We start from the raw sequence: 24,427 nt of genomic DNA, 5'->3' as shown, positions 1-24,427 counted from the left end.
GACACCACCCTACGCAGCGGGCACCGGCGGACGGCGGACGGGCTGACCTCGGTCAGCCCGTCCCACGTTCAACGAACGGTCACCGCTTGGACTTCGCGGCCTTCGGCGTCGCCAGACGGCTGCCGCTCCAGTCCTTGCCGACGCTGACGCTCTTGGACGCGGTCAGCCCGGCCGTGGTCGCGGCTTCCGAGATGTCGCTCGGCTCGACGTACCCCGACCGGCCGGTCTTGGGCGTGAGGAGCAGGATCGCGCCGCCTTCCTCGATGTACGTGGTGGCATCCACCAGCGCATCCGTCAGGTCGCCGTCGTCGTCACGGAACCACAGCACAACGGCGTCGGCCACGTCGTCGTAGTCCTCGTCCATCAGGTCGCCCTCGATGGCTTCCTCAATGGCCTCGCGGAGCTCCTGGTCGACGTCGTCGTCGTAGCCGATCTCCTGGACCACCTGCCCGGGCTGGAACCCCAGCCTGGCGGCAGGGTTCGTCCGCTCCTCCGCGTGGTCCGCGGTCGCGCTCACGGGTTGCCTCCTGATCATGTCTTGGGATTGGGGTATCCCCTGCTCACTCGGAGCTTTGGGGAAATCTCAGCCACGCGCGTGCGCGAAGCATTGGCCGTAGTCCACACGGGCGGGGCGGATCGCGCAAGTACCCGGCGATTCAGACCGCCGAAACGGTGACGATCCGGGCCGTGTCGCCGCAACTCCAGGCATGCCCGTCGAGATCGATGGTGACGTACACCACACCTATCTGCCCCGTATGTACGTTTGGGAACCATCCGTGGGTACGAGATTCGAATGCCTCTACGCCATGAGCGGACCAAGGACCTTCGTTACCTCTCGGTAGAGGTGACGTTTGGGGCCCCGAGGTAGACGATGGGGAACGGTGCAGGCATACCGAAAACCCTCGATAATCGGCCCTCTGACAGGTAAGGAACAGCGTGGCTTCCGGATCCGATCGCAATCCGATCATCATTGGCGGCCTTCCGAGTCAGGTTCCTGACTTCGATCCCGAGGAGACCCAGGAGTGGCTGGACTCCCTCGACGCCGCCATCGACGAGCGCGGCCGTGAGCGGGCCCGCTATCTGATGCTGCGCCTGATCGAGCGGGCCCGCGAGAAGCGCGTGGCCGTGCCCGAGATGCGCAGCACGGACTACGTCAACACCATCCCCACCAAGAACGAGCCGTTCTTCCCGGGCAACGAGGAGATCGAGCGCACGATCCTCAACGCGACCCGCTGGAACGCGGCCGTGATGGTCTCCCGGGCCCAGCGCCCCGGCATCGGCGTCGGTGGCCACATCGCCACGTTCGCCTCCTCGGCCTCCCTCTACGACGTCGGCTTCAACCACTTCTTCCGCGGCAAGGACGAGGGCGACGGCGGCGATCAGGTCTTCTTCCAGGGGCACGCCTCACCCGGCATCTACGCGCGCGCGTACCTGCTCGACCGCCTCTCCGAGCAGCACCTGGACGGCTTCCGGCAGGAGAAGTCCAAGGCGCCGTACGGCCTGTCCAGCTACCCCCACCCGCGGCTGATGCCCGAGTTCTGGGAGTTCCCGACGGTGTCGATGGGCCTCGGCCCGATCGGCGCGATCTACCAGGCGCGGATGAACCGCTACATGCACGCGCGCGGTATCGCGGACACCTCGAAGTCCCACGTGTGGGCGTTCCTCGGCGACGGCGAGATGGACGAGCCGGAGTCGCTCGGCCAGCTGACCATCGCCGCCCGCGAAGGCCTGGACAACCTCACCTTCGTGGTCAACTGCAACCTGCAGCGCCTCGACGGCCCGGTGCGCGGCAACGGCAAGATCATCCAGGAGCTGGAGTCGGTCTTCCGGGGTGCCGGCTGGAACGTGATCAAGCTCATCTGGGACCGCACCTGGGACCCGCTGCTCGCGCAGGACCGGGACGGCGTGCTGGTCAACAAGATGAACACCACGCCGGACGGCCAGTTCCAGACGTACGCGACCGAGACCGGCGCCTACATCCGCGAGCACTTCTTCGGCGACGACCACCGGCTGCGCGCGATGGTCGAGAACATGACAGACCACCAGATCCTGATGCTGGGCCGCGGCGGTCACGACCACCGGAAGATCTACGCGGCGTACAAGGCGGCCGTCGAGCACAAGGGCCAGCCGACGGTGATCCTGGCCAAGACGATCAAGGGCTGGACGCTCGGCCCGAACTTCGAGGGCCGCAACGCCACGCACCAGATGAAGAAGCTGACGGTCGACGACCTCAAGCGCTTCCGGGACCGCCTGCACCTGCCGATCTCCGACCGCGACCTGGAGTCCGGCCCGCCGCCGTACTACCACCCGGGCCGGGACTCGGAGGAGATCCAGTACATGCACGACCGCCGCAAGTCGCTCGGCGGTTACGTCCCCACGCGCGTCGTGCGCTCCGAGCCGCTCGCACTGCCGGACGACAAGACGTACGCGACCGTAAAGAAGGGCACGGGCCAGCAGTCCATCGCGACGACCATGGCCTTTGTCCGTCTCCTGAAGGACCTCATGCGGGACAAGGAGATCGGCAAGCGGTTCGTGCTGATCGCGCCGGACGAGTACCGCACGTTCGGTATGGACTCCTTCTTCCCGAGCGCGAAGATCTACAACCCGCTGGGCCAGCAGTACGAGGCGGTCGACCGGGACCTGCTGCTCGCGTACAAGGAGTCGCCGACCGGGCAGATGCTGCACGACGGCATCTCCGAGGCCGGCTGCACGGCGTCGCTGATCGCGGCGGGCTCGGCGTACGCCACGCACGGCGAGCCGCTGATCCCGGTGTACGTCTTCTACTCGATGTTCGGTTTCCAGCGCACCGGCGACCAGTTCTGGCAGATGGCCGACCAGCTGGCGCGGGGGTTCGTGCTGGGTGCGACCGCGGGGCGTACGACGCTGACCGGCGAGGGCCTGCAGCACGCGGACGGGCACTCGCAGCTGCTCGCCTCGACGAACCCGGGCTGTGTGGCGTACGACCCGGCGTTCGGTTACGAGATCGCGCACATCGTGCAGGACGGGCTGCGCCGGATGTACGGCGGGACGCCGGAGCACCCGCACGGCGAGGACGTCTTCTACTACCTCACCGTCTACAACGAGCCGATCCAGCACCCGGCCGAGCCGGAGAACGTGGACGTCGAGGGCATCCTCAAGGGCGTCTACCGGTTCAGCGAGGGCACGGCGGGGTCGATTCCGGCGCAGATCATGGCGTCGGGTGTGGCGGTGCCGTGGGCGGTCGAGGCGCAGCGCATCCTCGCCGAGGAGTGGAACGTACGGGCCGATGTGTGGTCGGCGACCTCCTGGAACGAGCTGCGGCGGGAGGCCGTGGCGTGCGAGGAGCACAACCTGCTGCATCCGGAGGAGGAGCAGCGGGTGCCGTACGTCACCCGGAAGCTGAATGGCGCGGAGGGCCCGTTCCTGGCCGTATCCGACTGGATGCGGTCGGTTCCGGACCAGATCGCGCGGTGGGTGCCGGGGACGTACCAGTCGCTCGGGGCGGACGGGTTCGGCTTCGCGGACACCCGTGGGGCGGCTCGTCGCTTCTTCCACATCGACGCGCAGTCGATCGTGGTCGCGGTGCTGGCCGAGTTGGCGAAGGAGGGGAAGGTGGATCGGTCGGTACTGAAGCAGGCGATCGACCGGTACCAGCTCCTTGATGTCTCGGCGGCGGATCCGGGGGCCGCGGGCGGCGACGCGTAGCCGTACGCCGGTGGACGCGAGGGCGGTGGGGCCTGGGCCTCGCCGCCCTCGCGCGTTCCTTACGATGCGGGCATGAAGGAGCAATCGGCGCAGGTGAGGTGGGAGCGGCGTACCCAACGGCCGCTGCTGGTGCTGGCCGTGGTGTTCGCCGTCGCCTACGCGGTGCCGATAGTGGACAGTTCGGCGGGGCGGAATCTGACGGCGGCCTGTGTGGTCGTGGAGTGGGTGGTGTGGGGGGCGTTCGCGGCCGACTATGCGGTGCGGCTGTGGTTGGCGCCGGATCGGCGGTATTTCGTACGGCGGAACTGGGTGGACCTGTGTGCGGTGGCGCTGCCGTTGCTGCGGCCGCTGCGGTTGCTGCGGCTGGTGTCGACCCTGCTGTTGGTCGGGCGACGGGCCCGGATGGCTTCGCAGATACGGCTGACGACGTATGTGGCCGGTGCGGTGGTGGGGCTGCTGATGTTCGGGTCGCTGGCCGTGCTGTCGGTGGAGCGGGACGCGCCCGGCGGGAACATTCGGACGCTGGGTGACGCGGTGTGGTGGTCGTTCACGACGATGACGACCGTGGGGTACGGGGATCATGCGCCGACGACCGGGGTGGGGCGGTTGCTGGCGGTGGGCTTGATGCTGTCGGGGATCGCTTTGCTGGGTGTGGTGACCGCGAATATCGCCGCGTGGTTCATAGCGCGGTTCGAGATGGACGACGCGGAGGAGCGGCGACAGACGGAGGCCATCGCGGCGCTGACGGAGGAGGTGCGGGCGTTGCGGGCGCAGGTGGCCGCGTTGTCGGGGGCGGGGGCGGGGATGGTGCCGGGGCCGGGTGAGGAGCAGCGCGGGTAAAGCGGTTGACGGCGTCGCGCTGTAAGTCAGTTGCGCAACCGGCGCCGAAGGGTGACCGGCGTTGCGCCGTGGAGGTCGGGGCGCTCGCCCGCGCCGGCGGGGTGCCGCTGCGCCCACCCGTGCCGCCCCAGCGGCACGACTGCCCGCAGCTGCGCGGCCTTTACGGCCGCTGCCGGGCGGGCTACCGGCACCACGCGCCGCAGCCCCGCGGGTTTCACCGCCACCACTACCCGGCGGGCTGCCCCCACCGCAGCACCACGCGTCGCAGCCACGCGGTATACGACCACCACTGCCCACGTCAGCTGCCCCGAGCCACCTGAAGGGGCCCCCGGCGTGGTGTCGGAGGCCCCTCTCTCACTCCCCCCGGTTCAGAACGACCCGTAGCCCGGGGAAGACGCCCCCGTCAGCCGGATGAGGGTCAGGGCTGTCAGGGCCATGGGCCGAGGATGATGCCCAGGACGGAAACCGGCGATCGCACGGATGGCGCCGATGGTCCCGAGTTGCGCGCGATCCGGCCCGGTCCGTGACCACGTCCGGCCACGTGAGCGGGGGTACCCGCGCGTTCCTTGTCCGAAGCCCGCCATCAGCTCGTCAACTCCCTGAACCCCTCGGTTGGTTCGGGTCGATGTGACGGGTACCCCCGCTGCTCGTTCCATGCCCGACGGCCTGTCGGCGCGCCGCCCCCCTCCGGCAGCGCGCCGCGGCCCCGGCCGCCCTCGTCGTCGTACGAACTTGCCACAGGTACATGCGGAGGGCTTGACCCACTGTGACCTGCGGCGCGTGCCGGATGTGGGGGATCTTGGGGGCTGTCACCCTGATAGGTGAGTTCCCGTCAGGTGTACGCCGTTGGATGTACGTCACTAGAGGTACGTCGCTAGATGTGCGCCGCCCCCGCGCCCGCCTCCGCGTTCTCGCCGCGCTTGGTCAGGAAGGCGACCAGCACCGCCACCGCCGCGACCCCGGCCGCGACCAGCGATGCCAGGCTCATGCCGGAGATGAAGGTGTCGTGGGCGACATCCGTGATCTTCGCGGCGATGGCGTCCGGCGTGCCCTGCGGCACCGGAGCGACGCCCTGCTGCACCGCCTCGGCGGCCTGCGCCTCCTGCTCCGGGGTCAGCGGCGGAAGACCCGCGTCCGCCCAGTTGCCCGCCAGGTCGCCGTCCACCTTGGAGGCCATCACGGCGCCCAGCACGGCCGTACCGAGGCTGCCGCCGATCTGCATGGCGGCCTGCTGCAGGCCACCGGCCACACCGGACAGCTCCATGGGCGCGTTGCCGACGATGACCTCGGTGGCGCCGACCATGACCGGCGCGAGGCCGAGGCCGAGCAGGGCGAACCAGAGCGACATGATGCCGCTGCCGGTGCCTTTCTCCAGCGTGGACATGCCGTACATGGCGAGCGCGGTGCACCCCATGCCGAGGGCCAGCGGCAGCCGCGGGCCGAACTTGGTGATCATCGCGCCCGCGAGCGGCGAGCCGACGATCATCATGCCGGTGAGGGGCAGGAGATGCAGGCCCGCGTCGATGGGGCTCATGCCGTGCACGTTCTGCAAGTAGAACGTCACGAAGAACAGGCCGCCCATGAACGCGATGGCCATGAGGACCATGAGGACGACACCGGCCGAGAGCGGGATCGAGCGGAACAGGGCCAGCGGGATCAGCGGCTCGCGGACCCGCTTCTCCCAGAGCGCGAAGAGCACGAAGCCCACGACCGACGCGGCTATGAAGGTCCACGTCCGGCCGTCGCCCCAGCCCCACTCGGGCGCCTTGATGAGCGCCCAGACCAGGCAGAACATCGCGGCCGACAGCAGGGCGATGCCGAGGATGTCGAAGGAGCGCGGGGCGTTCTCCGCGCGGTGGTCGGTGAGGATCAGCCCGCCCAGGACGAGGGCGAGGACGCCGACCGGCACGTTGATGAAGAACACCGACTGCCAGTTGACGTGCTCGACCAGCACACCGCCGAGGATCGGGCCACCGGCGGTGGAGGCACCGATGACCATGCCCCAGATGCCGATGGCCATGTTGAGCTTCTCGGCCGGGAAGGTGGCCCGCAGCAGGCCCAGCGCGGCCGGCATCAGCAGGGCGCCGAACAGGCCCTGGAAGACCCGGAACACGATGACCGAGGCGATCGAGTCGGACAGGCCGATCGCCCCGGACGCGGCGGCGAAGCCGACCACGCCGATCAGGAAGGTCTGCCGGTGGCCGAAGCGGTCACCGAGCTTGCCCGCGGTGATCAGGCAGACCGCGAGGGCGAGGAAGTAGGCGTTGGTGATCCACTGGACCTCGGCCCAGCTGGCCTTCAGGTCGGTGGCGATGGCCGGGTTGGCGATGGCCACGATGGTGCCGTCGAGGGCCACCATCATGACGCCCACGGCGACGGTGATGAGGGTGAGCCAGGGATGGCCGCGCAGGCCCTTGACCGGCGTCGGGTCCGACGGGGCGGCTGGTGCCTTGTCCCCCGGCCCCGTCGCGTCGATGGTGGTCTGACTAGTCATGCGTTCGAGGCTAATGACAGCGTCTGACAGTTGACAAACCAATTCACAAGTCGGTAACTGTCACGACACTCGCATATAGCCTGAGCAGGTAGAACAGTTCGCAGGAGAGGCCCCCCATGGAAACGGTCGGCACCACACGGACAGGGCCGCGGCCGGGGCTGCGCGAACGCAAGAAGCAGCGCACCCGGGACGCACTGCTGCGTGCGGCGGTGGAGCTGTTCACCACCCGCGGCTACGACCACACGACCGTCGACGAGATCGCCGCGGCCGTCGATGTCTCGCAGCGCACCTTCTTCCGCTACTTCTCCGGCAAGGAGGAGGCCGCCCTCGCCCTGCAGGCGATGACGGTGGCGCGCTTCGTGGCGGCGGTGCGGGCCCGCCCCGCGCACGAGCCGCCGATGGAGGCACTGCGCCGGGCGGTGCTGGACGGCTGGGACCGGATCAGCGAGGTCATCGAGGCGGTCGTCCCGGTCGAGCTGTATCTGCGGATGTACCGGGTGATCGAGTCGACGCCCGTCCTGCTCGCCGCACATCTGCGCCGGTCGGCGGAGACGGAGGAGGAGCTGGCGCGGCTGATCGCCGAGCGGGAGGGCCTGGACGTGGACGCCGATCCGCGGCCGCGGGTGGCGGTGGCGGTCTTCGGCGGGGTCATCCGGGTCACCGAACGGCTGTGGAGCACGGGGCCGGATGTCAGCGCGGAGGCGATGCGCACGTTGACGGCCGCGTACCTCGATCAGGTGGGCCCGGTCCTGGCGGGCGACTGGCGCAGGCACTGAGCCGGGCACCGGCGGCGAGCGGCACGGGCCGCGACAAAGGGGGGCGGGGGCGGTCACCCCGCGTGGCGATCAGGTGACTTTCCTCAAACGTGATCCGCGACACACGGTTCACGCGAGACCCTCCCGTTCTCCTAGTGTGTCCTCCCAGTGACTTCCTTCGACACCTCTCCCTCACTCAACGTCTGGCGCGCCCTGCTCGCGCTGGCCGTGGTGTTCGTGATGCTGGCGACCACCGGCTGGACCGCGCTGCGCAACCACCGGTCGGACACACCGCTGCAGGCCTCCCTCTCCGCCTGGGAGCACGGCCGCCTGGACGGACACCGGCTGCCGGACCCGGACACCGCACCCGCCCGGCTCGCCGCCTTCTTCGCCTCGCTCACCGAGGGGCAGCGCGACCACCTGGCCCGCCGCTATCCGCTCGCGGTCGGCAACATGAACGGCGCCCCCGTCCAGCTGCGCTACCGGGCCAACCGCATCGCCCTCGACCAGGCCCGCAAGGTCGAACTCGAACGCATGCGCGACAGTCGACTCAACCCCACCGGGCAGCAGGAGGCGGGCCGCCGAATGCACCGCTTCGAGTCGCTGATGCGCGCGGACCGGCACATCCTCGCCTTCGACCCCGACGGCGCGGGCCGGGTCGCCGAGGTGTTCGGCGACCTCGACCGGGCCGAGCGGGTCTCCGTCGTCGTCCCCGGCGTCGACACCGACGTGCTCACCTTCCAGCGCACCCACCGCAGATACACCGCCCCGGTCGGCATGGCGAAGTCCCTCTACGCCGCCGAGCGCACCGCCCGCCCCTCGACGCGCACGGCCGTGATCGCCTGGGCCGACTACACCGCGCCCAACGGCCTCGGCATGGAGTCGGCCACCGCGATGCGCGCCGAGGACGGGGCCGTGCGGCTGAACGCGCTGGTGCGCGCGCTGCCCGGAGACGCGCCGGTCTCACTCTTCTGCCACAGCTACGGCTCCGTCGTCTGCGGGGTCGCCGCGCACACGCTGCCCGGCCGGGTGGCCGACATAGCGGTCGCCGGCAGTCCCGGGATGCGGGTCACCAAGGCCGCCCACCTGCGCACCTCCGCGCGCGTGTGGGCGATGCGGGACGCCGACGACTGGATCCAGGACGTGCCGTACATGGAGTTCGGCGGGCTCGGGCACGGCGCGGATCCCGTGTCCGCGGCGTTCGGGGCGCGCGTACTGTCGGCGCGCGGCGCACGGGGACACGCCGGGTACTTCGAACCGGGCACGGAGAGCCTCGCCAACTTCGCCGAGATCGGGGTTGGCGCGTACCGCGCGGTGGACTGCGCCGACGATGCGGGCATGTGCCGGGCGGGTTTGTCCGGCACGACGACGGCCGGACGCGCGTAGAGCCGCAGAAACCGCGGTCTGCGCAGGGAGGGGACGAAAGAGCGCGTGCCGCATACGATGAGCCGCATGGGTGACGTACTGGCCGGATTTCATGCCGCCTGGGAGTTCGAGTCCGACTCCGTGCTCATCCGCTACGAACGGGGGATTCGAACACCTAAGCTCTTCCAGGCGCTCGGTGAGCGGCGGGTGCCGCTGGCGGCGTTGCAGGGGGTGACGCTCTCCCCCGGGCGGCGCGGGACCGTCGTCCTGCGTGCGGAGCCGCGGCCGGGGGCGGATCCGTTGATCGAGGCGGCGGCCGGGCAGCTGAAGGAGAGCAGCGATCCTTATCGGCTGGTGCTGCCCGCCGAGCGGGACGCTCTCGCGGAGTACTACGCCGACGAACTGCGGGCGCACCTGACGGAGTCCGGCCCGGCGGAGCGGTTTCTGGTGAACGCCCCGGAGACACCGTTGGCGTTCAAGGCGTACGACGGGAAGGCGTCCTTCGACGGTACGTCCGTGTCCTTCCGGTGGTTCTGGACGGGGGCGTCGTCGGCGAAGTGGAAGGCCGGGGACCAGAAGTTCGCCGTGGCGGATCTGAACGGGGTGGAGTGGCGGTCGCCGGAGGTGTTCGAGGGGCATCTGCGGCTGCTGCGGCGGGATGCCGGGGAGCAGCCGGCGCAGGCCGATCAGGATCCGGCGGCGGTGGTGTTCGGGCTGGGGTACGGGCCCGTGCATGAGTCGTTGCCGTTCGCGGCGGCCGTGTTGGCGGCGGTGCGCTCCGCGGGTTCGGCGGGGGCTGTCGTTGCCGCCGCTCCGCGAAGGGATCCTGCGGACATCGCGGAGCGGATTCGGCATCTCGGGGAGCTGCATCAGGCCGGGTTGGTCACTGATGAGGAGTTCTCTGTGAAGAAGGCCGAGTTGTTGGCCGAGCTTTGATGTCGGGTGCCGGTCGTGGGGGCTGGTCGCGCCCACGCGGCGGAGCCGCACATCGATACAGCCCCGCGCCCCTGGGGACGTCTACTCCCGGCCCGCGGAAGTGAACGTCATGTCTGCGTAGCGGTTGCCTGCCACCTTCGCGGCCACAGGGTCCAGCAGGGCGAGTTCCTCCCGCGTCAACGTGATCCGGCTCGCCGCCGTGTTCTCCTCGATCCTCGCGGGCTTGCGCGTTCCCGGGATCGGGACGACCGGCAGGTTGTGTACGGTCGCCTGCTGCTGGACCCAGGCCAGGGCGATCTGGCCGAGTGAGGCGCCGTGGGTTTCGGCCACCGCCCGGATCGGCTCCAGGAGCGCCGCGTTCGCCGTGGCGTTGGCGCCGGTGAAGCGGGGCTGATGGCGGCGGAAGTCGTCGGCGGTGAGGTCCTGTTCGGCGTTCACGAAGGAACCGGTGAGGAAGCCGCGGCCGAGCGGGGAGTACGGGACCAGGGCGACGCCCAGTTCGCGGGCGGCCGGTACGACCTTCGCCTCGATGTCCCGGCTGAACAGGGACCACTCCGACTGCACGGCCGCGATGGGGTGTACGGCGTGCGCGGCGCGCAGTTCGTCGGCGGTGACCTCGCTCAGGCCCAGGTACTTGACCTTGCCCTCGCGGACCAGCTCGGACATCACGCCGACCGTCTCCTCGATCGGCACGTTCACGTCCCGGCGGTGCATGTAGTAGAGGTCGATCACGTCGACGTCGAGGCGCCTCAGGCTCGCCTCGACGGCCTGGCGGATGTAGGGCGGGTCGTTGCGGATGACCCGCCGGGTCGGGTCGTCCGGCGGGATCGACAGGGCGAACTTGGTGGCGATCACGACGTCGTCGCGGTGCGCCGTGAAGAACGGCGACAGGAACCGCTCGTTCTCACCGGCGCCGTACGCGTCCGCCGTGTCGTACAGGGTGACGCCCAGCTCCAGCGCCCGCTCCAGCGTCGCCCGGGACTCGTCGGCGTCGGAGGGGCCGTAGGCGAAGCTCATGCCCATGCAGCCGAGGCCCTGCACACCGACCTCGGGTCCGCCGTCGCCGAGCCGTACCGTCGGTATCGTGCTGTCCTTCATCGGGTCCTCTCCCCTTCGTACGATCCCTCGCGCGATCCCTCGTGCGATCCCTCGCGCGATTTCTTGTGCGAGGCGTGCGCGTGGCCGGCGTCGGCGTAGAAACTGATCTTGCGGTCGAGCACGGCGAGCGTGTCCCGGAGTTCGGCGATCCGCTCCAGGACGTCCTGGCGGGTCGTCTCCAGCAGCTCGCGGCGCTCCGCGAAGGTGCCGTCGCCCGCGCGCACCAGCTCCGCGTACCGCACCATGTCGGCGACCGGCATACCGGTCAGCCGGAGCTTGCCGACGAGGTCGAGCCAGTCCAGGTCGCGGTTGGTGTAGCGGCGCTGGCCGGTGTGCGAGCGGTCGATGTGGGACATCAGGCCGATCCGCTCGTACCAGCGCAGGGTGTGCGCCGACAGGCCGGTGAAGGCGACGACTTCACTGATCGTGTAGCGGTCCTGCCCGTCGGGGCGCGGGTGCCGACGGGGCGGGGCGGAGCAGATGTCGGTGCGGTTGGGGGCCTCTGCGTGGACCTCCTCAGGGGACTCCTCGGTGGCTGCTGCCGTGGTCTGCATCACCGTCATGCGCTCCACGCTATGACCTTGGAGTGCACTCCAGGCAAGCACGGCCCGAAAGGACCGGAAGGAGACGGTAAGAAATCGGCAGGACGAGCCGGGTGTGCCGTGGCTGGCGTGCGCGTGCGGTCGGGCAGGTCGACCTGACCGCGTCTGATGCTCTGAACGGGACTAGGCTCGGGGGCATGTCGTTGCAGAGCTTGGCGTTGATCGACAACTGGCCGGTGCCCACCGCCGCGGCGGGGGTCGTACGGGCCGACGGTGCCGTGCTGGGGGTGCGGGGGCCGGTCGGGCAGCGTTTTCCGCTGGCCTCGGTGACCAAGCCGCTGGCCGCGTACGCCGTGCTGGTCGCGTACGAGGAGGGCGCGATCGAGTTCGAGGAACCGGCCGGGCCGCCCGGGTCGACGGTGCGTCATCTGCTGGCGCACACCTCGGGGCTGGCCTTCGACGAGCACCGGGTGACGGCACCGCCCGGGGAGCGACGGCTGTACTCCAACGCCGGGTTCGAGCAGCTCGGGGACCATGTCGCCAAGGCGACGGACATCCCGTTCGCGGAGTATCTGCGGCAGGCGGTGCTGGAGCCGCTGGGGATGACGTCGACCAGCCTTGAGGGTTCCCCGGCGAAGGACGGGGTCTCCACGGTCGAGGACCTGCTGCGGTTCGCCGCCGAGGTGCAGGCGCCGCGGCTGCTCGACCCGCGTACGGTCGCCGAGGCGATGAGCGTGCAGTATCCGGGGACGAAGGGTGTGCTTCCCGGGTACGGGCACCAGAACCCCAACGACTGGGGGCTCGGCTTCGAGATCCGCGACTCCAAGTCGCCGCACTGGACGGGCGGTTCGTCGTCACCGCGCACGTTCGGGCATTTCGGGCAGTCCGGTACGTTCCTGTGGATCGACCCGGACGCGGGGCTGGCCTGCGTCGCCCTGTCGGACCGGGCGTTCGGCCCCTGGGCGATCGAGGCGTGGCCGGCGTTCACGGACGCGGTGCTGGCGGAGGCGCGCACGGCCTGACGGCGCCTGCGTCGTCTCCCGCATCACGTCGTCTCCCGCATCACGTCATCTCCCACATCAGCAGCTCGGCCGACGTCACCCCCACCGCCTCCACGTCCTTCGCGTCCGTGATGCGGGCCGCATCACCGGGGCCCAGGTGCTCGGCGTCCACGGTGACTTCGCCGTGGACCACGTGGACGTAGACGTGCGGGGCGTCGGGGACCGCCGTGCGTTCACCCGGGGCCAGGCGGCGCACGTGGAGCATCGCGCCGGCCTCCGGGACCGCGTACGGCGTCGCGTCCGCGATGCCGTGGACGATCTCGTACGACGGGTCGCCGCCCGGCGTGAGCGGGGCCAGCCACATCTGCACGAAGGTCAACGGGCGCTCGCCGTCGTTGCGTTCGGCGTGCCGCACGCCGGACGCGGCGCTCAGGCGCTGTACGTCACCGGCGCGGACGACCGTCTCGTGCCCGGTGGAGTCACGGTGCGTCAGCTGGCCCTCGGCGACCCACGTGACGATCTCGGTGTGGCTGTGCGGGTGCTCCGCGAAACCGGCGCCGGGGGCCAGGCGTTCCTCGTTGCAGGCGATCAGGGCGCCGAAGCGCAGGTTGTCGGGGTCGTAGTGGGGGCCGAAGGAAAAGGCGTGACGGGACTCGATCCCGGCCTCGGGGTCCCCTCCGGGGTAGCGCTCACCGGCGCGCCGTACGTCCATCACGGACACCACCGTAGCCCCGCCCCGCGACCGCACCGGTGCTGTCGAACACCTCCCCGCGCCCCTGCACGGCGCTGCACCGCACACCCCGCACCGCACACCGCACCCGCAAACCCCCGAAGCCCCCGCCCCTCACCTCACCCCCACCCGGCGACACGTGTCCACGTCCGGATAAGGCAGTCTTGTCCCGTGCCCGAACCCGAAACCAGCAACGCCCGTACCGCCTCCCACGGCGTGCATCCGCACTCCGCGACCCTGAAGCGGCTGGAGAAGTCCTCCGGCAGTCTCGCCGCCCAGGCCATCGCGCGGATGGACGAGACGCTGCCGTGGTACCGGGCCATGCCCCCGGAGAACCGTTCCTGGATCGGGCTGGTCGCGCAGGCCGGTATCGCCGCGTTCACCGAGTGGTTCCGGCACCCGGACGCCCCGCAGGCGATCTCCACCGACGTGTTCGGAACCGCCCCGCGCGAGCTGACCAGGGCGATCACGCTGCGGCAGACCGTGGAGATGGTGCGCACCACCATCGAGGTCATGGAGAGCGCGATCGACGAGGTCGCCGCCCCCGGCGACGAGAACATCCTGCGCGAGGCGCTCCTGGTGTATGCACGGGAGATCGCCTTCGCCACCGCCCAGGTGTACGCCCAGGCCGCCGAGGCACGGGGTGCCTGGGACGCGCGGCTGGAGTCGCTGGTGGTGAACGCCGTGCTGAGCGGGGAGGCCGACGAGGGCGCGGTGTCGCGGGCGGCGGCGCTGGGCTGGAACGCGCCGGAGCATGTGTGCGTGGTGCTGGGGACGGCACCCGACGGTGACTCCGAGCTGACCGTGGAGGCCATCCGGCGCGCGGCACGGCATGCCAAGCTCCAGGTGCTGACCGGGGTGCTGGGCGATCGGCTCGTCGTCATCGCGGGCGGCAGCGACAATCCGCTCGCCGTCGCCAAGTCGCTGATCGGGCCCTTCGCCGCGGGTCCCGTCGTCGCCGGGCCGATCGTGCCCGATCTGCTGGCCGCGACCCGGTCCGCGCAGGCCGCCGCCGCGGGGCTGAAGGCGTGTTTCGCCTGGCAGGACGCGCCGCGGCCGGTGCTGGCGGACGACTTGCTGCCGGAGCGCGCGATCGCCGGAGACCCAAGCGCGCGCGAGCAGTTGGTGGAGGAGATCTACAGACCGCTGGAGGAAGCCGGCTCCGCGCTCCTGGAGACGCTCAGCGTCTATCTCGAACAGGCGAGCAGTCTGGAAGGCGCCGCACGAATGCTGTTCGTCCATCCCAACACCGTGCGCTACCGGCTTCGACGTGTGACTGACGTCACCGGTTGGTCGCCGTCCGATGTACGTTCCGCGTTCACGTTGCGCATCGCGCTGATCCTGGGGCGTCTGGCAGATGGCGATCCTCACCTCTAGTCTTTTGTCGGGGACCCACAAAACCCCCTCCGGTTCTTCGTCCTTGTCCTCACGGGCGGCCGTGCCCGTAACCAAGAGAGAGTGTGAGAGTGCTCGTACTCGTCGCTCCCGGCCAGGGCGCCCAGACGCCCGGCTTCCTGACTCCCTGGCTCGAACTGCCCGGTGCCGCCGACCGCGTCGCCGCCTGGTCGGACGCCATCGGACTGGACCTTGCCCACTACGGCACGAAGGCCGACGCGGACGAGATCCGCGACACGGCCGTGGCGCAGCCGCTGCTCGTCGCCGCCGGAATCCTCTCGGCCGCGGCACTCGGTGACATGACACCGGGTGCCGTCGCGGGCCACAGCGTCGGCGAGATCACCGCCGCCGCCTTCGCCGGCGTCCTGGGCGACACGGCCGCGCTGAGCCTCGTACGCAAGCGGGGCCTGGCCATGGCCGAGGCCGCCGCGATCACCGAGACCGGGATGTCGGCGCTGCTCGGCGGCGACCCCGAGGTGACCGTGCCGCACCTGCAGAAGCTGGGCCTGACCCCGGCGAACGTCAACGGGGCCGGGCAGATCGTGGCCGCGGGGACGCTGGAGCAGCTGGCCGCGTTGAACGAGGACAAGCCGGAGGGCGTGCGCAAGGTCGTCGCGCTGAAGGTGGCCGGCGCCTTCCACACCCACCACATGGCCCCCGCGGTCGACAAGCTGGCCGCGGCGGCCCAGGAGCTGACGCCCGCCGACCCGAACGTCACCTACGTCTCGAACAGGGACGGTCAGGCGGTCACCGGCGGCGCCGAGATCGTCGAGCGGCTGGTCGGCCAGGTCGCCAACCCGGTCCGCTGGGACTTGTGCATGCAGACCTTCCAGGAGCTCGGCGTCACCGCGCTGCTGGAGGTGTGCCCCGGCGGCACCCTGACCGGCCTCGCCAAGCGCGCCCTGCCCGGCGTGCAGACGCTGGCCCTGAAGACCCCCGACGACCTCGACGCGGCCCGCGAGCTCATCGCCGAGCACGCCTGACGCGCTGCCGACGCCCTAAGGAGCCGACTGCAACATGTCGAAGATCAAGCCCAGCAAGGGCGCCCCGTACGCGCGGATCCTCGGCGTGGGCGGTTACCGGCCCACCCGGGTCGTGCCGAACGAGGTGATCCTCGAAAAGATCGACTCGTCCGACGAGTGGATCCGTTCGCGCTCCGGTATCGAGACCCGGCACTGGGCGAGCGACGAGGAGACGGTCGCCGCGATGTCGATCGAGGCGTCCGGCAAGGCGATCGCCGACGCCGGGATCTCCGCCCAGCAGATCGGCGCGGTGATCGTCTCGACCGTCACGCACTTCAAGCAGACCCCGGCCGTCGCCACCGAGATCGCCGACAAGCTGGGCACGGCCAGGGCCGCCGCCTTCGACATCTCGGCCGGCTGCGCGGGCTTCGGCTACGGCCTCACTCTCGCCAAGGGCCTGATCGTCGAGGGCAGCGCCGAGTACGTCCTGGTCATCGGCGTCGAGCGGCTGAGCGACCTGACCGACCTGGAGGACCGGGCGACGGCCTTCCTGTTCGGTGACGGGGCCGGCGCGGTCGTCGTCGGCCCGTCGAAGGAGCCCGCGATCGGCCCCACGGTGTGGGGCTCCGAGGGCGACAAGTCCGAGACCATCAAGCAGACCGTGCCGTGGACGGACTACCGGTCCGGCGAGGTCGAGCGGTTCCCCGCCATCACGCAGGAGGGCCAGGCGGTGTTCCGCTGGGCCGTGTTCGAGATGGCGAAGGTCGCCAAGGAGGCGCTGGACGCCGCCGGACTTGATCCCGCCGACCTGGACGTCTTCATTCCGCACCAGGCCAACGAGCGGATCATCGACTCGATGGTGAAGACACTCAAGCTGCCGGAGTCCGTCACGGTCGCCCGTGACATTCGCACCACCGGCAACACCTCGGCCGCCTCGATTCCGCTCGCTATGGAGCGGCTCCTGGCGACCGGCGAGGCGAAGAGCGGAGACACCGCGCTCGTCATCGGATTCGGGGCGGGTCTCGTGTACGCAGCGACGGTCGTTACTCTCCCCTAGGCACTCCGTGCCGGATCATGCGGTCCGGTGCGGGAAGCAGCACCGCCACACCCTCTGGAACACTACGAAGGAGCGCCTGACATGGCCGCCACTCAGGAAGAGATCGTCGCCGGTCTCGCGGAGATCGTGAACGAGATCGCCGGGATCCCCACCGAGGACGTCCAGCTGGACAAGTCCTTCACCGACGACCTGGACGTCGACTCGCTGTCCATGGTCGAGGTCGTCGTCGCCGCCGAAGAGCGCTTCGACGTGAAGATCCCGGACGACGACGTCAAGAACCTCAAGACCGTGGGCGACGCGACCGAGTACATCCTCAAGCACCAGGCCTAAGGGCTCCCTGGGCCGGGTCCCTCCGGCCCCGCCACCCGGCGGTGGCGCCGCTGAATCCTCGTATCCGTTGGAGAAAGAATTCCCGTGAGCCCGACCAATCGCACCGTGGTCGTCACCGGTATCGGCGCAACCACACCGCTGGGTGGCGACGCAGCCTCTACCTGGGAGGGCCTGGTCGCCGGACGTTCCGGCGTCAAGCCCCTGGAGCAGGAGTGGGCCGCCGAGCAGGCGGTCCGGATCGCCGCGCCGGTCGCGGTGGAGCCCACCGAGACCATTCCGCGGCCGCAGGCCCGCCGCCTCGACCGCTCGGCGCAGTTCGCGCTGATCGCCGCGCAGGAGGCGTGGGCCGACGCCGGTTTCACCGCCAAGGCCGGTGACGGCACCGAGGTCGACCCGGACCGGCTCGGCGCGGTCATCGCCTCCGGCATCGGCGGTGTGACGACCCTGCTCGACCAGTACGACGTGCTGAAGGAGAAGGGCGTACGCCGCGTCTCCCCGCACACCGTCCCCATGCTGATGCCGAACAGCCCCTCCGCGAACGTGGGTCTGGCCGTGGGCGCCCGGGCGGGCGTGCACACCCCGGTCTCCGCGTGCGCGTCGGGCGCCGAGGCCATCGGCTACGCCATCGAGATGATCCGCACCGGCCGCGCCGACGTCGTCGTCGCCGGTGGTACGGAGGCGGCGATCCACCCGCTGCCGATCGCCGCGTTCGGCAACATGATGGCGATGTCCAAGAACAACGACGACCCGCAGGGCGCGTCCCGTCCCTACGACCTGGCCCGCGACGGCTTCGTCCTCGGCGAGGGCGCCGGTGTCGTCGTCCTGGAGTCCGCCGAGCACGCCGCGAAGCGCGGGGCGCGGGTGTACGCCGAGGCGGTCGGGCAGGGCATCTCCGCCGACAGCCACGACATCGTGCAGCCGGAGCCGGAAGGACGGGGCATCAGCCACGCCCTGCAGAACCTGCTGGAGCGGACGGATCTGGATCCGGCGGAGATCGTGCACGTCAACGCGCACGCCACGTCTACGCCGGCCGGTGACATCGCCGAACTGAAGGCGCTGCGGAAGGTGTTCGGTGACCACGCCGACCACATCGCGGTGTCCGCGACGAAGTCGATGACCGGGCATCTGCTGGGTGGTGCGGGCGGTGTCGAGACGGTGGCGACCGTGCTCGCGCTGTACCACCGGGTGGCTCCGCCGACCATCAACGTCGAGAACATCGACCCCGAGGCCGAGGCGAACGCCGATGTGGTGCGGGGTGAGGCGCGGAAGCTGCCCGTCGAGGGCCGGATCGCCGCGTTGAACGACTCGTTCGGGTTCGGTGGGCACAACGTGGTGCTGGCGTTCCGGACGGTCTGAGAAGGCCGCCTTCCACTCGTACGACGTGAAGGGCCCCCACCAGCTGGTGGGGGCCCTTCGTGCAGCTTGAGCGGCAAGCAGCGAGCCGAAATCACACCACCTGGTGCAGCCAGCGGACCGGTGCTCCCTCACCCGCGTACCGGAACGGCTCCAGCTCGTCGTCCCACGGCTTGCCCAGGAGTTTGGCGATCTCGGCCTCCAGGTCCGTCTCGCCGCTCCGGCTGCGCAGCAGCGCCGCGCGGAGGCGGTCCTCGGGGATGAGGATGTCGCCGTGGATGCCGGTGACGGCGTGGAAGATGCCGAGGTCGGGGGTGCAGCTGTAGCGCTCGCCCTCGGCGGTGGGGCAGGGTTCGGCGGTGACCTCGAAGCGCAACAGGTGCCAGCCGCGCAGCGCGGAGGCCAGCTTGGACGCCGTACCGGGCTCGCCCTGCCAGGAGAACTCCGAGCGCCAGGTGCCGGGCGCGGCCGGCTGCCGGATCCAGTCGAGGTTGACGCGCGTGCCGAGCACCCCGGCGACGGCCCACTCGACGTGCGGGCACAGCGCGCGCGGCGCGGAGTGCACGTACAGGACTCCACGTGTCGTCACCGGGACCTCCGGGCTGAGCGGGCGTGTTGCGGCTGGCTGGGCGGTGGTGGCCGGTCGGCCACGCTGATGGCGAGGCTACCGTGCGGCGGCGCGAGGAGTGTGACGTACCGTCGGTCCCAGGGCCCGGAAACTCCCGCCATTCACCCAGGGGGACGCTTGTACGGGCGTGACCCGTTGCACGCCGCGCGCCGGGAACCCTCGCGCGTTGTCATGGAGGGGGCCGAGGAGAGCGAGGGGTTGGCGGACGATGCGGATGACCGGACAGCGGGGGCGGGCCGCGGTCGCCGTGTGCGTGGCGGCCGTGCTGGGTGTTGCGGGGTGCGATGCGGTGGGGGGCGACGCGTCGGCCCCGTCCACGACCGAGGCGCAGCGGGCGAAGCCGAGTCCGGCGCCGGTGTGGGACCCCGGCCCGGAGTCGATCGCCGCCGTCGGTGACTCCATCACGCGGGGGTTCGACGCCTGCGAGGTGCTGTCGGACTGTCCGCAGGTGTCGTGGGCGACCGGCAGCAGTCCTGAGGTGGACAGTCTCGCCGTACGGCTGCTGGGCAGTGCGCGGGCCGCCTCGCACAGTTGGAACTACGCCGTGACCGGAGCGTCGATGGCGGATCTCCCGGCGCAGATGGCGCGTGCGGCGGCGCGCGAGCCGGAGCTTGTGACGGTGATGGTGGGGACGAACGACGCCTGCCGGGCCTCGGCGTCGGCGATGACTCCGGTGGCCGATTTCCGCGCCGACTTCGAGGACGCGCTGCACACGCTGCGCAGTGCTCTGCCCAAGGCTCAGGTGTATGTGGCGAGCATCCCCAATCTGATGCGGCTGTGGTCCGAGGGCCGTACGCATCCGCTCGGCAAGCTGGTGTGGAAGCTGGGCGTCTGCCCGTCGATGCTGGGCGACGCGGACGCCCTGGACGCGGCGGCCGACCAGCGGCGCGAGACCGTTCAGCAGCGGGTGATGGACTACAACGGCGTGCTGGAGGAGGTCTGCGGGGCGGACGAGCGGTGCCGGTACGACGGTGGGGCGGTGTTCGAGTACCGGTTCGGCACGGCGCAGTTGAGCGACTGGGACTTGTTCCACCCGAGCAAGGACGGTCAGGCGCGGCTGGCGGAGATCGCCTATCGGAAGGTCACCGCGGAGAAGCCTTAGGGTTTCGCTCATGAGCGAACATTTCGGCACACTTTCCGACGGCACGGCCGTGCACCGCTGGACTCTGGAGCGCGCGGGCGTACGGGTGCGGGTTCTGTCCTACGGCGGGATCGTGCAGTCCGTGGAGGTGCCGGACCGGGACGGGCGGACCGCGGACGTGGTGCTGGGGTTCGGCGAGCTGGACGGCTATCTGGAGTATCCCGGGCCCTACTTCGGCGCCCTGGTCGGGCGGTACGCCAACCGGATCGCGGGCGGCCGCTTCCCGCTGGACGGGCGGACGTACGCGCTCGCGCGGAACAACGGGCCGAACTCGCTGCACGGCGGTGAGCGCGGCTTCGACAAGCGGGGGTGGGACATGACGCCGGTCGAGCACGGCGTCCGGCTCAGCCGGGTGAGCCCGCACGGCGAGGAGGGCTTCCCGGGGCGGCTGGAGGTCTCGGCGACCTACCGCCTCGATCCCACGGGCGCGCTGCGGATCGCGTACGAGGCGGTCACCGACGCGCCGACCGTGGTGAACCTGACGAACCACTCGTACTGGAACCTCAGCGGCTGCGGCACCGCGGCCGGGCATGAGCTGCGGATCGCCGCCGGGCGGTACACGCCGGTGGACGACGACCTGATCCCGACCGGGATCGCCCCGGTCGAGGGGACCCGCTTCGACTTCCGGACGGCCCGGAAGACCGGCTCCGGGTACGACCACAACCTTGTCCTCGACAAGGGCGTGACCGAGACGCCGGTCGAGGTCGCGGAGCTGTCCGACCCGGCGTCCGGGCGGGTGCTGACGGTGGCGACGACCGAGCCGGGGCTCCAGCTGTACACGGCGGACCATCTGAGCGGGCCGTTCGCGCCCGGGGACGGCATCGCGCTGGAGACGCAGCACTTCCCCGACTCGCCGAACCGTCCTCAGTTCCCGGGCACGGTACTGCGGCCGGGTGAGGTGTTCCGCTCCGAGACGGTGTACGGCTTCACCGCACGGTGATCCGGTGAGCCCCGGCCCGGAGGTCAGGTCCCGGACCGGGGCTGCTCGGTGGGACGAATCGCCCCGGATCAGACGGTAGTCGTCAGCGTGATCCTGCGGTTCCGCGATCGAGCGGCCCGCCGGGATCTCGTACGAACCCTTCACGAACGACCACGAGTTGGTCATCTCGTCCCAGATCCCGAACGCCCGGTGCGGGAGTGCGACGACGGCCTCGACGCTCTCCCCCGGCCCCGCCTCGACCCCCGCGAAGCCGGCCAGCCACCGCGCCGGGCGCTCGTGGTCGGGCTCGGTCGGCGCGACGTACAGCTGGACGACCTCGCGGCCGGGGCGCTCGCCGGTGTTGCGGACGCGCACCTTCACCGTCGTACCGTCCCGCTCGATGGACTCGTACGACCAGCCGGTGCAGCCGAGGCCGTGGCCGAAGGGGTACGTCGGTGTCCTGCCCTCCTTCCGGGACTTCCTGGCACTGCTGGGCGAGAACTGACTCCGGTCTGAGTACGGGCACTCGTGCGACCGCGTGTGCTGCGGGCGACGATGCCCGTATGAGGTGGAGGAACACCCTCGCGGTGCTCGGGCTGCTGCCCCTCAACGCCCTGGCGGTCGGCTACGGATGGCTGGCGGCCGGCATGACGGGCTGGGCGGCGAGCTTCGGCCCGGAACCGTACCGGCCGCCGATGACGGAACTGGGCGTGGCCTGCGGCGGGGTGGCGCTGATCGGCGCCGCGCTGTGGCCGGCCGGACTGCGGCGGGCCGCGGCGTTCCAGCTGGTGCCGCTGCTCGCGCTGGCCGTGTTGATGACCGGTTGAGACGCGAAGCGCGGGCATCCCCTGCGTCACAGACCATGGCATGGACCCTTCCGTCACGGGATACTGCGGCCGTTCTCGGAGCGCGCCCCACTGCGACGGAAGGACCCGAACCCCTTGAACTCCATACGAGTTGGCATCAGCGCAGTCGGATTCGTCCTGGTGGCCGGGCTCGCCGCCCCCGCCACCGCCACCGCCTCGCCGGAACCGGCGTTCACCGTCGAGGAACAGCGGCTTGAGCGGGCCGTGCCGCAGGAGATTCTCCGGCGGTCCGGATTCGACGCGGTGGCGCCGGAGTTCGCCGAGGCGCTGGGCGGGGCCCGCTCGTACGCGCAGGCCCACCGGATCGTCGTACGGGAAGGGTCGGCGCTGTGGCGGCGGGCGGTGGACCGGGCACAGGGGCGGGGGCCGGTCGAGGGGGATCTCAGCCGGGACGACGACCGGCCCTTGTACTGGGCGCGGTTGGGGATGACCCGGGAAGTGCGGGGCTGGGAGCCGGAGTTCGGGCTCGGTGAGCGGGGGCGGGCGGCGCTGCTGGACGCGTTGGAGCGGTCCTCGCGCGGGCAGAGCGACCTCCTCCCCCACTCTCGGCTCCGTTCGGGCGGGGGGACCCCCGTCCCGCGCCACGGCAAGGGCATGAAGCGGATCCTGGTCACCGGGTTCGACCCGTTCACCCTGGACCGGGACGTGCGGATCTCCAATCCGTCCGGTGCCGCCGCGCTCGCGCTCGACGGCACGGTGATCCGGACGGCGGACGGCCCGGCGCGGGTGGAGACGGCCGTGTTCCCGGTGCGCTGGCAGGACTTCGCGGACGGCACGGTGGAGCGGACGCTACGGCCGTATCTGCCGGGGGTCGATCTCTTCGCGACCGTCAGTCAGGGCCGCGTGGGGCGGTTCGACATCGAGCGGACCAACGGGGCCTGGCGGGGCGGCTTCCCGGACAACGACAACGTCAGCCGGACGGAGACCATTCCGGTCACCGACCCGGCCTCGCAGCCGCAGTGGACGTCGACGACACTGCCGTACGAGGAGATCGTGGCCGCCGGCACCGGGCGTTTCCCGGTGTACGACAACACCGGCGTGACCGAGATCCCGGCGGGCGGCACGGAGGCCGTCGTACGGCCGGACGGGCCGACGCCCGGGTCGACGGCACGCGCCGGGGGCGGCGGGAACTACCTCTCCAACGAGATCGCCTACCGGGCGACGCTGCTGCGGGACCGGCTGGGGCTGCACGACACCCTGCCGGGCGGTCATGTCCACACGCCCGTCCTGCAGTTCGGCGCGGGCAACGCCACCGAGGTCACGGACCCGGAGTTGGTCCGCAACCGGCTGGACATCATCGCGCAGGTGCGCGCGATCGTGAGCGTCGCGGCAGGGGCGTAGCTCACACGCCGGACGCGCTGATTGGGTCCTCGGCACCCAAGGCGATCTCCTCGCCCCGCAGTTCCCGGGCCAGCAGCGTCGCGCCCGCGACCGCGCCCGGCATCAGGAAGACGGCGACGAAGGGGACGAGGAAGGCAAGGGCGAGGGGGGTGCCGAAGCCCCAGATCAGGGTCTTGCGGGAGCGCAGGAGGGCGAGCCGGTCACGGAGTTCGACACCCCGGCGCTGGAGGGCGACGGAGGTGAGTTCCTCGGTGAGGAAGAAGCCGGTGACGAAGAGGCCGATCAGGGGTACGACCGTCTGTCCGGCCACCGGGATGAAGCCGAGGGCGAAGAGCAGCGCGCCCCACAGGGCGGCACGGGCCAGCACCCGGAGGCTGTCGCGGGCCGAGATCCACAGCTCCTTGTACAGGGGCAGGTCGGAGACGGGCGCCGTGCCGTCCGGGGAGACGTCCCGGTCGACCGACTCGGACAGGGCCTCGTAGAAGGGCTGGCCGACCAGCAGCGTGACCGCCGTGAAGGTGAGGACGGCCAGCAGCAGGGCGAGGGCGAAGAGGACGGCCGTGAGGAAGCCGCGGAACAGGCCGAGCCAGGGACTGGACCAGTCGTCGGCGAAGGGGGTCGCCCAGGCGACGAAGTCCTCGCCCCACAGCGCCAGTACCACCAGGGCCCCGGCGTAGAGGACGAGGGTGATCAGGCCCGGGAGCAGCCCGAAGCCGTACTGCTTGCCGTGCCGGGCCACCCAGCGCTGGCCCTTCAGGAGATAGCTGAAACCCGCCCCAAGATCGCGCATGGGGGAACCTTATCGGGGTGACCCCCGCAGGCGGTCACGCCGACGTAACGGCCACCGCGCCCCCCGAGTCCCGCCGTGGGCCATCCGGGGCAACGGCCGGCGTCGGCGACACCAAGACCCTCTTGTTGCGGTTGAGTCGAACAGGTACACCTCGCCGTACCGATCTCAGGAACCCGGAGGAGGTACGCGTGCGCATCACG

22 protein-coding genes and 2 pseudogenes are annotated in these 24,427 nt (G+C 70.7%); 15 read left to right on the top strand and 9 right to left on the bottom strand.

Going from position 1 to position 24,427, the window contains the following annotated elements:
* Positions 1-79 precede the first annotated feature (79 nt).
* The gene (locus tag KWI83_RS23075; protein ID WP_167529716.1) at positions 80-517 is read right to left on the bottom strand and encodes a DUF3052 domain-containing protein; all 438 of its coding nucleotides are present in this window, start codon (positions 515-517) and stop codon (positions 80-82) included.
* 419 nt (positions 518-936) lie between these two features.
* On the opposite strand from KWI83_RS23075, the gene aceE reads away from it, so the two are divergent.
* Together aceE and KWI83_RS23065 are read left to right on the top strand one after the other, a co-directional pair.
* Positions 937-3,684 (top strand): pyruvate dehydrogenase (acetyl-transferring), homodimeric type, encoded by a 2,748-nt coding sequence (gene aceE, locus KWI83_RS23070; protein WP_218516284.1) that lies wholly within the window; start codon positions 937-939, stop codon positions 3,682-3,684.
* A gap of 72 nt (positions 3,685-3,756) precedes the next feature.
* Positions 3,757-4,524 carry a potassium channel family protein gene (locus tag KWI83_RS23065; RefSeq protein ID WP_218516283.1) on the top strand — a complete coding sequence of 256 codons (768 nt, stop codon included), beginning with the start codon at positions 3,757-3,759 and terminating at the stop codon, positions 4,522-4,524.
* A 436-nt stretch (positions 4,525-4,960) separates the two neighbouring features.
* On the opposite strand, the pseudogene KWI83_RS38910 reads toward KWI83_RS23065, so the two are convergent.
* Both KWI83_RS38910 and KWI83_RS23060 read right to left on the bottom strand, forming a co-directional pair.
* Positions 4,961-5,108 (bottom strand): annotated as a pseudogene (locus KWI83_RS38910) (small hydrophobic protein); the annotation flags it as partial.
* A gap of 290 nt (positions 5,109-5,398) precedes the next feature.
* The gene (locus KWI83_RS23060; protein ID WP_218516282.1) at positions 5,399-7,018 is read right to left on the bottom strand and encodes an MFS transporter; all 1,620 of its coding nucleotides are present in this window, start codon (positions 7,016-7,018) and stop codon (positions 5,399-5,401) included.
* 116 nt (positions 7,019-7,134) lie between these two features.
* Here KWI83_RS23060 and KWI83_RS23055 point away from each other — a divergent pair, with 116 nt between their 5' ends.
* The 3 genes from KWI83_RS23055 (at position 7,135) to KWI83_RS23045 (ending at position 10,074) form a co-directional block, all read left to right on the top strand.
* On the top strand, positions 7,135-7,794 hold the full coding sequence (locus KWI83_RS23055; protein WP_218516281.1) for a TetR family transcriptional regulator: 660 nt from the start codon (positions 7,135-7,137) through the stop codon (positions 7,792-7,794).
* Between the two features lie 147 nt (positions 7,795-7,941).
* Positions 7,942-9,159: an alpha/beta hydrolase gene (locus tag KWI83_RS23050; RefSeq protein ID WP_218516280.1), complete on the top strand. Its 1,218-nt coding sequence runs from the start codon at positions 7,942-7,944 to the stop codon at positions 9,157-9,159.
* 57 nt (positions 9,160-9,216) lie between these two features.
* Complete coding sequence (locus tag KWI83_RS23045) at positions 9,217-10,074, top strand: DUF4429 domain-containing protein (RefSeq protein WP_218516387.1); 858 nt, start codon at positions 9,217-9,219, stop codon at positions 10,072-10,074.
* A gap of 81 nt (positions 10,075-10,155) precedes the next feature.
* Here the strand turns inward: KWI83_RS23045 and KWI83_RS23040 are convergent, their stop codons facing one another.
* The gene (locus KWI83_RS23040; protein ID WP_218516279.1) at positions 10,156-11,172 is read right to left on the bottom strand and encodes an aldo/keto reductase; all 1,017 of its coding nucleotides are present in this window, start codon (positions 11,170-11,172) and stop codon (positions 10,156-10,158) included.
* Positions 11,169-11,735, bottom strand: coding sequence for a MerR family transcriptional regulator (locus KWI83_RS23035; protein WP_218516278.1), 567 nt, complete (start codon positions 11,733-11,735; stop codon positions 11,169-11,171). The genes KWI83_RS23040 and KWI83_RS23035 overlap by 4 nt, the downstream gene beginning before the upstream one ends.
* Positions 11,736-11,911: 176 nt before the next feature.
* Here KWI83_RS23035 and KWI83_RS23030 point away from each other — a divergent pair, with 176 nt between their 5' ends.
* Positions 11,912-12,736, top strand: coding sequence for a serine hydrolase (locus KWI83_RS23030; protein WP_218516277.1), 825 nt, complete (start codon positions 11,912-11,914; stop codon positions 12,734-12,736).
* A gap of 40 nt (positions 12,737-12,776) precedes the next feature.
* Here the strand turns inward: KWI83_RS23030 and KWI83_RS23025 are convergent, their stop codons facing one another.
* Positions 12,777-13,427, bottom strand: coding sequence for a pirin family protein (locus KWI83_RS23025; protein ID WP_218516386.1), 651 nt, complete (start codon positions 13,425-13,427; stop codon positions 12,777-12,779).
* A 189-nt stretch (positions 13,428-13,616) separates the two neighbouring features.
* On the opposite strand from KWI83_RS23025, the gene KWI83_RS23020 reads away from it, so the two are divergent.
* The 5 genes from KWI83_RS23020 (at position 13,617) to fabF (ending at position 18,545) form a co-directional block, all read left to right on the top strand.
* Positions 13,617-14,822: a CdaR family transcriptional regulator gene (locus tag KWI83_RS23020; protein ID WP_218516276.1), complete on the top strand. Its 1,206-nt coding sequence runs from the start codon at positions 13,617-13,619 to the stop codon at positions 14,820-14,822.
* Positions 14,823-14,911: 89 nt separating this feature from the next.
* Entirely contained in the window at positions 14,912-15,823 is a 912-nt protein-coding gene (locus KWI83_RS23015) for an ACP S-malonyltransferase (protein ID WP_218516275.1), read from the top strand.
* Positions 15,824-15,857: 34 nt separating this feature from the next.
* Positions 15,858-16,859: a ketoacyl-ACP synthase III gene (locus KWI83_RS23010; RefSeq protein ID WP_218516274.1), complete on the top strand. Its 1,002-nt coding sequence runs from the start codon at positions 15,858-15,860 to the stop codon at positions 16,857-16,859.
* 81 nt (positions 16,860-16,940) lie between these two features.
* Entirely contained in the window at positions 16,941-17,189 is a 249-nt protein-coding gene (locus tag KWI83_RS23005; protein ID WP_181659766.1) for an acyl carrier protein, read from the top strand.
* Positions 17,190-17,273: 84 nt separating this feature from the next.
* Complete coding sequence (fabF, locus tag KWI83_RS23000; RefSeq protein ID WP_218516273.1) at positions 17,274-18,545, top strand: beta-ketoacyl-ACP synthase II; 1,272 nt, start codon at positions 17,274-17,276, stop codon at positions 18,543-18,545.
* Positions 18,546-18,636: 91 nt separating this feature from the next.
* Here fabF and KWI83_RS22995 read toward each other — a convergent pair whose 3' ends face one another.
* A complete protein-coding gene (locus tag KWI83_RS22995; protein WP_218516272.1) occupies positions 18,637-19,131 on the bottom strand; it encodes a DUF3145 domain-containing protein in 495 nt (164 codons plus the stop codon).
* A gap of 247 nt (positions 19,132-19,378) precedes the next feature.
* Here KWI83_RS22995 and KWI83_RS22990 point away from each other — a divergent pair, with 247 nt between their 5' ends.
* Both KWI83_RS22990 and KWI83_RS22985 read left to right on the top strand, forming a co-directional pair.
* The gene (locus KWI83_RS22990; protein ID WP_218516271.1) at positions 19,379-20,272 is read left to right on the top strand and encodes an SGNH/GDSL hydrolase family protein; all 894 of its coding nucleotides are present in this window, start codon (positions 19,379-19,381) and stop codon (positions 20,270-20,272) included.
* A gap of 10 nt (positions 20,273-20,282) precedes the next feature.
* Positions 20,283-21,251 (top strand): aldose epimerase family protein, encoded by a 969-nt coding sequence (locus KWI83_RS22985; protein ID WP_218516270.1) that lies wholly within the window; start codon positions 20,283-20,285, stop codon positions 21,249-21,251.
* Between the two features lie 68 nt (positions 21,252-21,319).
* Here KWI83_RS22985 and KWI83_RS22980 read toward each other — a convergent pair.
* Positions 21,320-21,713: pseudogene (locus tag KWI83_RS22980) on the bottom strand (fibronectin type III-like domain-contianing protein); the annotation flags it as partial.
* An 80-nt stretch (positions 21,714-21,793) separates the two neighbouring features.
* Here KWI83_RS22980 and KWI83_RS22975 point away from each other — a divergent pair.
* Together KWI83_RS22975 and KWI83_RS22970 are read left to right on the top strand one after the other, a co-directional pair.
* Entirely contained in the window at positions 21,794-22,057 is a 264-nt protein-coding gene (locus KWI83_RS22975) for a hypothetical protein (protein WP_218516269.1), read from the top strand.
* Positions 22,058-22,171: 114 nt separating this feature from the next.
* Positions 22,172-23,437 carry a pyroglutamyl peptidase gene (locus KWI83_RS22970; RefSeq protein WP_218516268.1) on the top strand — a complete coding sequence of 422 codons (1,266 nt, stop codon included), beginning with the start codon at positions 22,172-22,174 and terminating at the stop codon, positions 23,435-23,437.
* A gap of 1 nt (position 23,438) precedes the next feature.
* Here KWI83_RS22970 and KWI83_RS22965 read toward each other — a convergent pair whose 3' ends face one another.
* On the bottom strand, positions 23,439-24,227 hold the full coding sequence (locus KWI83_RS22965; RefSeq protein ID WP_218516267.1) for an EI24 domain-containing protein: 789 nt from the start codon (positions 24,225-24,227) through the stop codon (positions 23,439-23,441).
* Between the last annotated feature and the right edge of the window lie 200 nt (positions 24,228-24,427).

The organism is Streptomyces sp. TRM70350 (genome assembly GCF_019219825.1).
In the GTDB taxonomy this organism is placed as follows: Bacteria; Actinomycetota; Actinomycetes; order Streptomycetales; family Streptomycetaceae; genus Streptomyces.
The sequence above is the reverse complement of the archived record's forward strand: the minus strand, read 5'-3'. Positions and strand labels throughout refer to the sequence as shown.

Excerpts from the sequence above, each read along its gene's own strand:
- KWI83_RS23065 (WP_218516283.1), top strand. The coding sequence starts at position 3,757 with ATGAAGGAGCAATCGGCGCAGGTGAGGTGGGAGCGGCGTACCCAACGG.
- KWI83_RS23060 (WP_218516282.1), bottom strand. The coding sequence starts at position 7,018 with ATGACTAGTCAGACCACCATCGACGCGACGGGGCCGGGGGACAAGGCA.
- KWI83_RS23055 (WP_218516281.1), top strand. The coding sequence starts at position 7,135 with ATGGAAACGGTCGGCACCACACGGACAGGGCCGCGGCCGGGGCTGCGC.
- KWI83_RS23045 (WP_218516387.1), top strand. The coding sequence starts at position 9,217 with ATGAGCCGCATGGGTGACGTACTGGCCGGATTTCATGCCGCCTGGGAG.
- KWI83_RS23040 (WP_218516279.1), bottom strand. The coding sequence starts at position 11,172 with ATGAAGGACAGCACGATACCGACGGTACGGCTCGGCGACGGCGGACCC.
- KWI83_RS23035 (WP_218516278.1), bottom strand. The coding sequence starts at position 11,735 with ATGACGGTGATGCAGACCACGGCAGCAGCCACCGAGGAGTCCCCTGAG.
- KWI83_RS23030 (WP_218516277.1), top strand. The coding sequence starts at position 11,912 with ATGTCGTTGCAGAGCTTGGCGTTGATCGACAACTGGCCGGTGCCCACC.
- KWI83_RS23025 (WP_218516386.1), bottom strand. The coding sequence starts at position 13,427 with ATGGACGTACGGCGCGCCGGTGAGCGCTACCCCGGAGGGGACCCCGAG.
- KWI83_RS23010 (WP_218516274.1), top strand. The coding sequence starts at position 15,858 with ATGTCGAAGATCAAGCCCAGCAAGGGCGCCCCGTACGCGCGGATCCTC.
- KWI83_RS23005 (WP_181659766.1), top strand. The coding sequence starts at position 16,941 with ATGGCCGCCACTCAGGAAGAGATCGTCGCCGGTCTCGCGGAGATCGTG.
- KWI83_RS22990 (WP_218516271.1), top strand. The coding sequence starts at position 19,379 with ATGCGGATGACCGGACAGCGGGGGCGGGCCGCGGTCGCCGTGTGCGTG.
- KWI83_RS22985 (WP_218516270.1), top strand. The coding sequence starts at position 20,283 with ATGAGCGAACATTTCGGCACACTTTCCGACGGCACGGCCGTGCACCGC.
- KWI83_RS22975 (WP_218516269.1), top strand. The coding sequence starts at position 21,794 with ATGAGGTGGAGGAACACCCTCGCGGTGCTCGGGCTGCTGCCCCTCAAC.
- KWI83_RS22965 (WP_218516267.1), bottom strand. The coding sequence starts at position 24,227 with ATGCGCGATCTTGGGGCGGGTTTCAGCTATCTCCTGAAGGGCCAGCGC.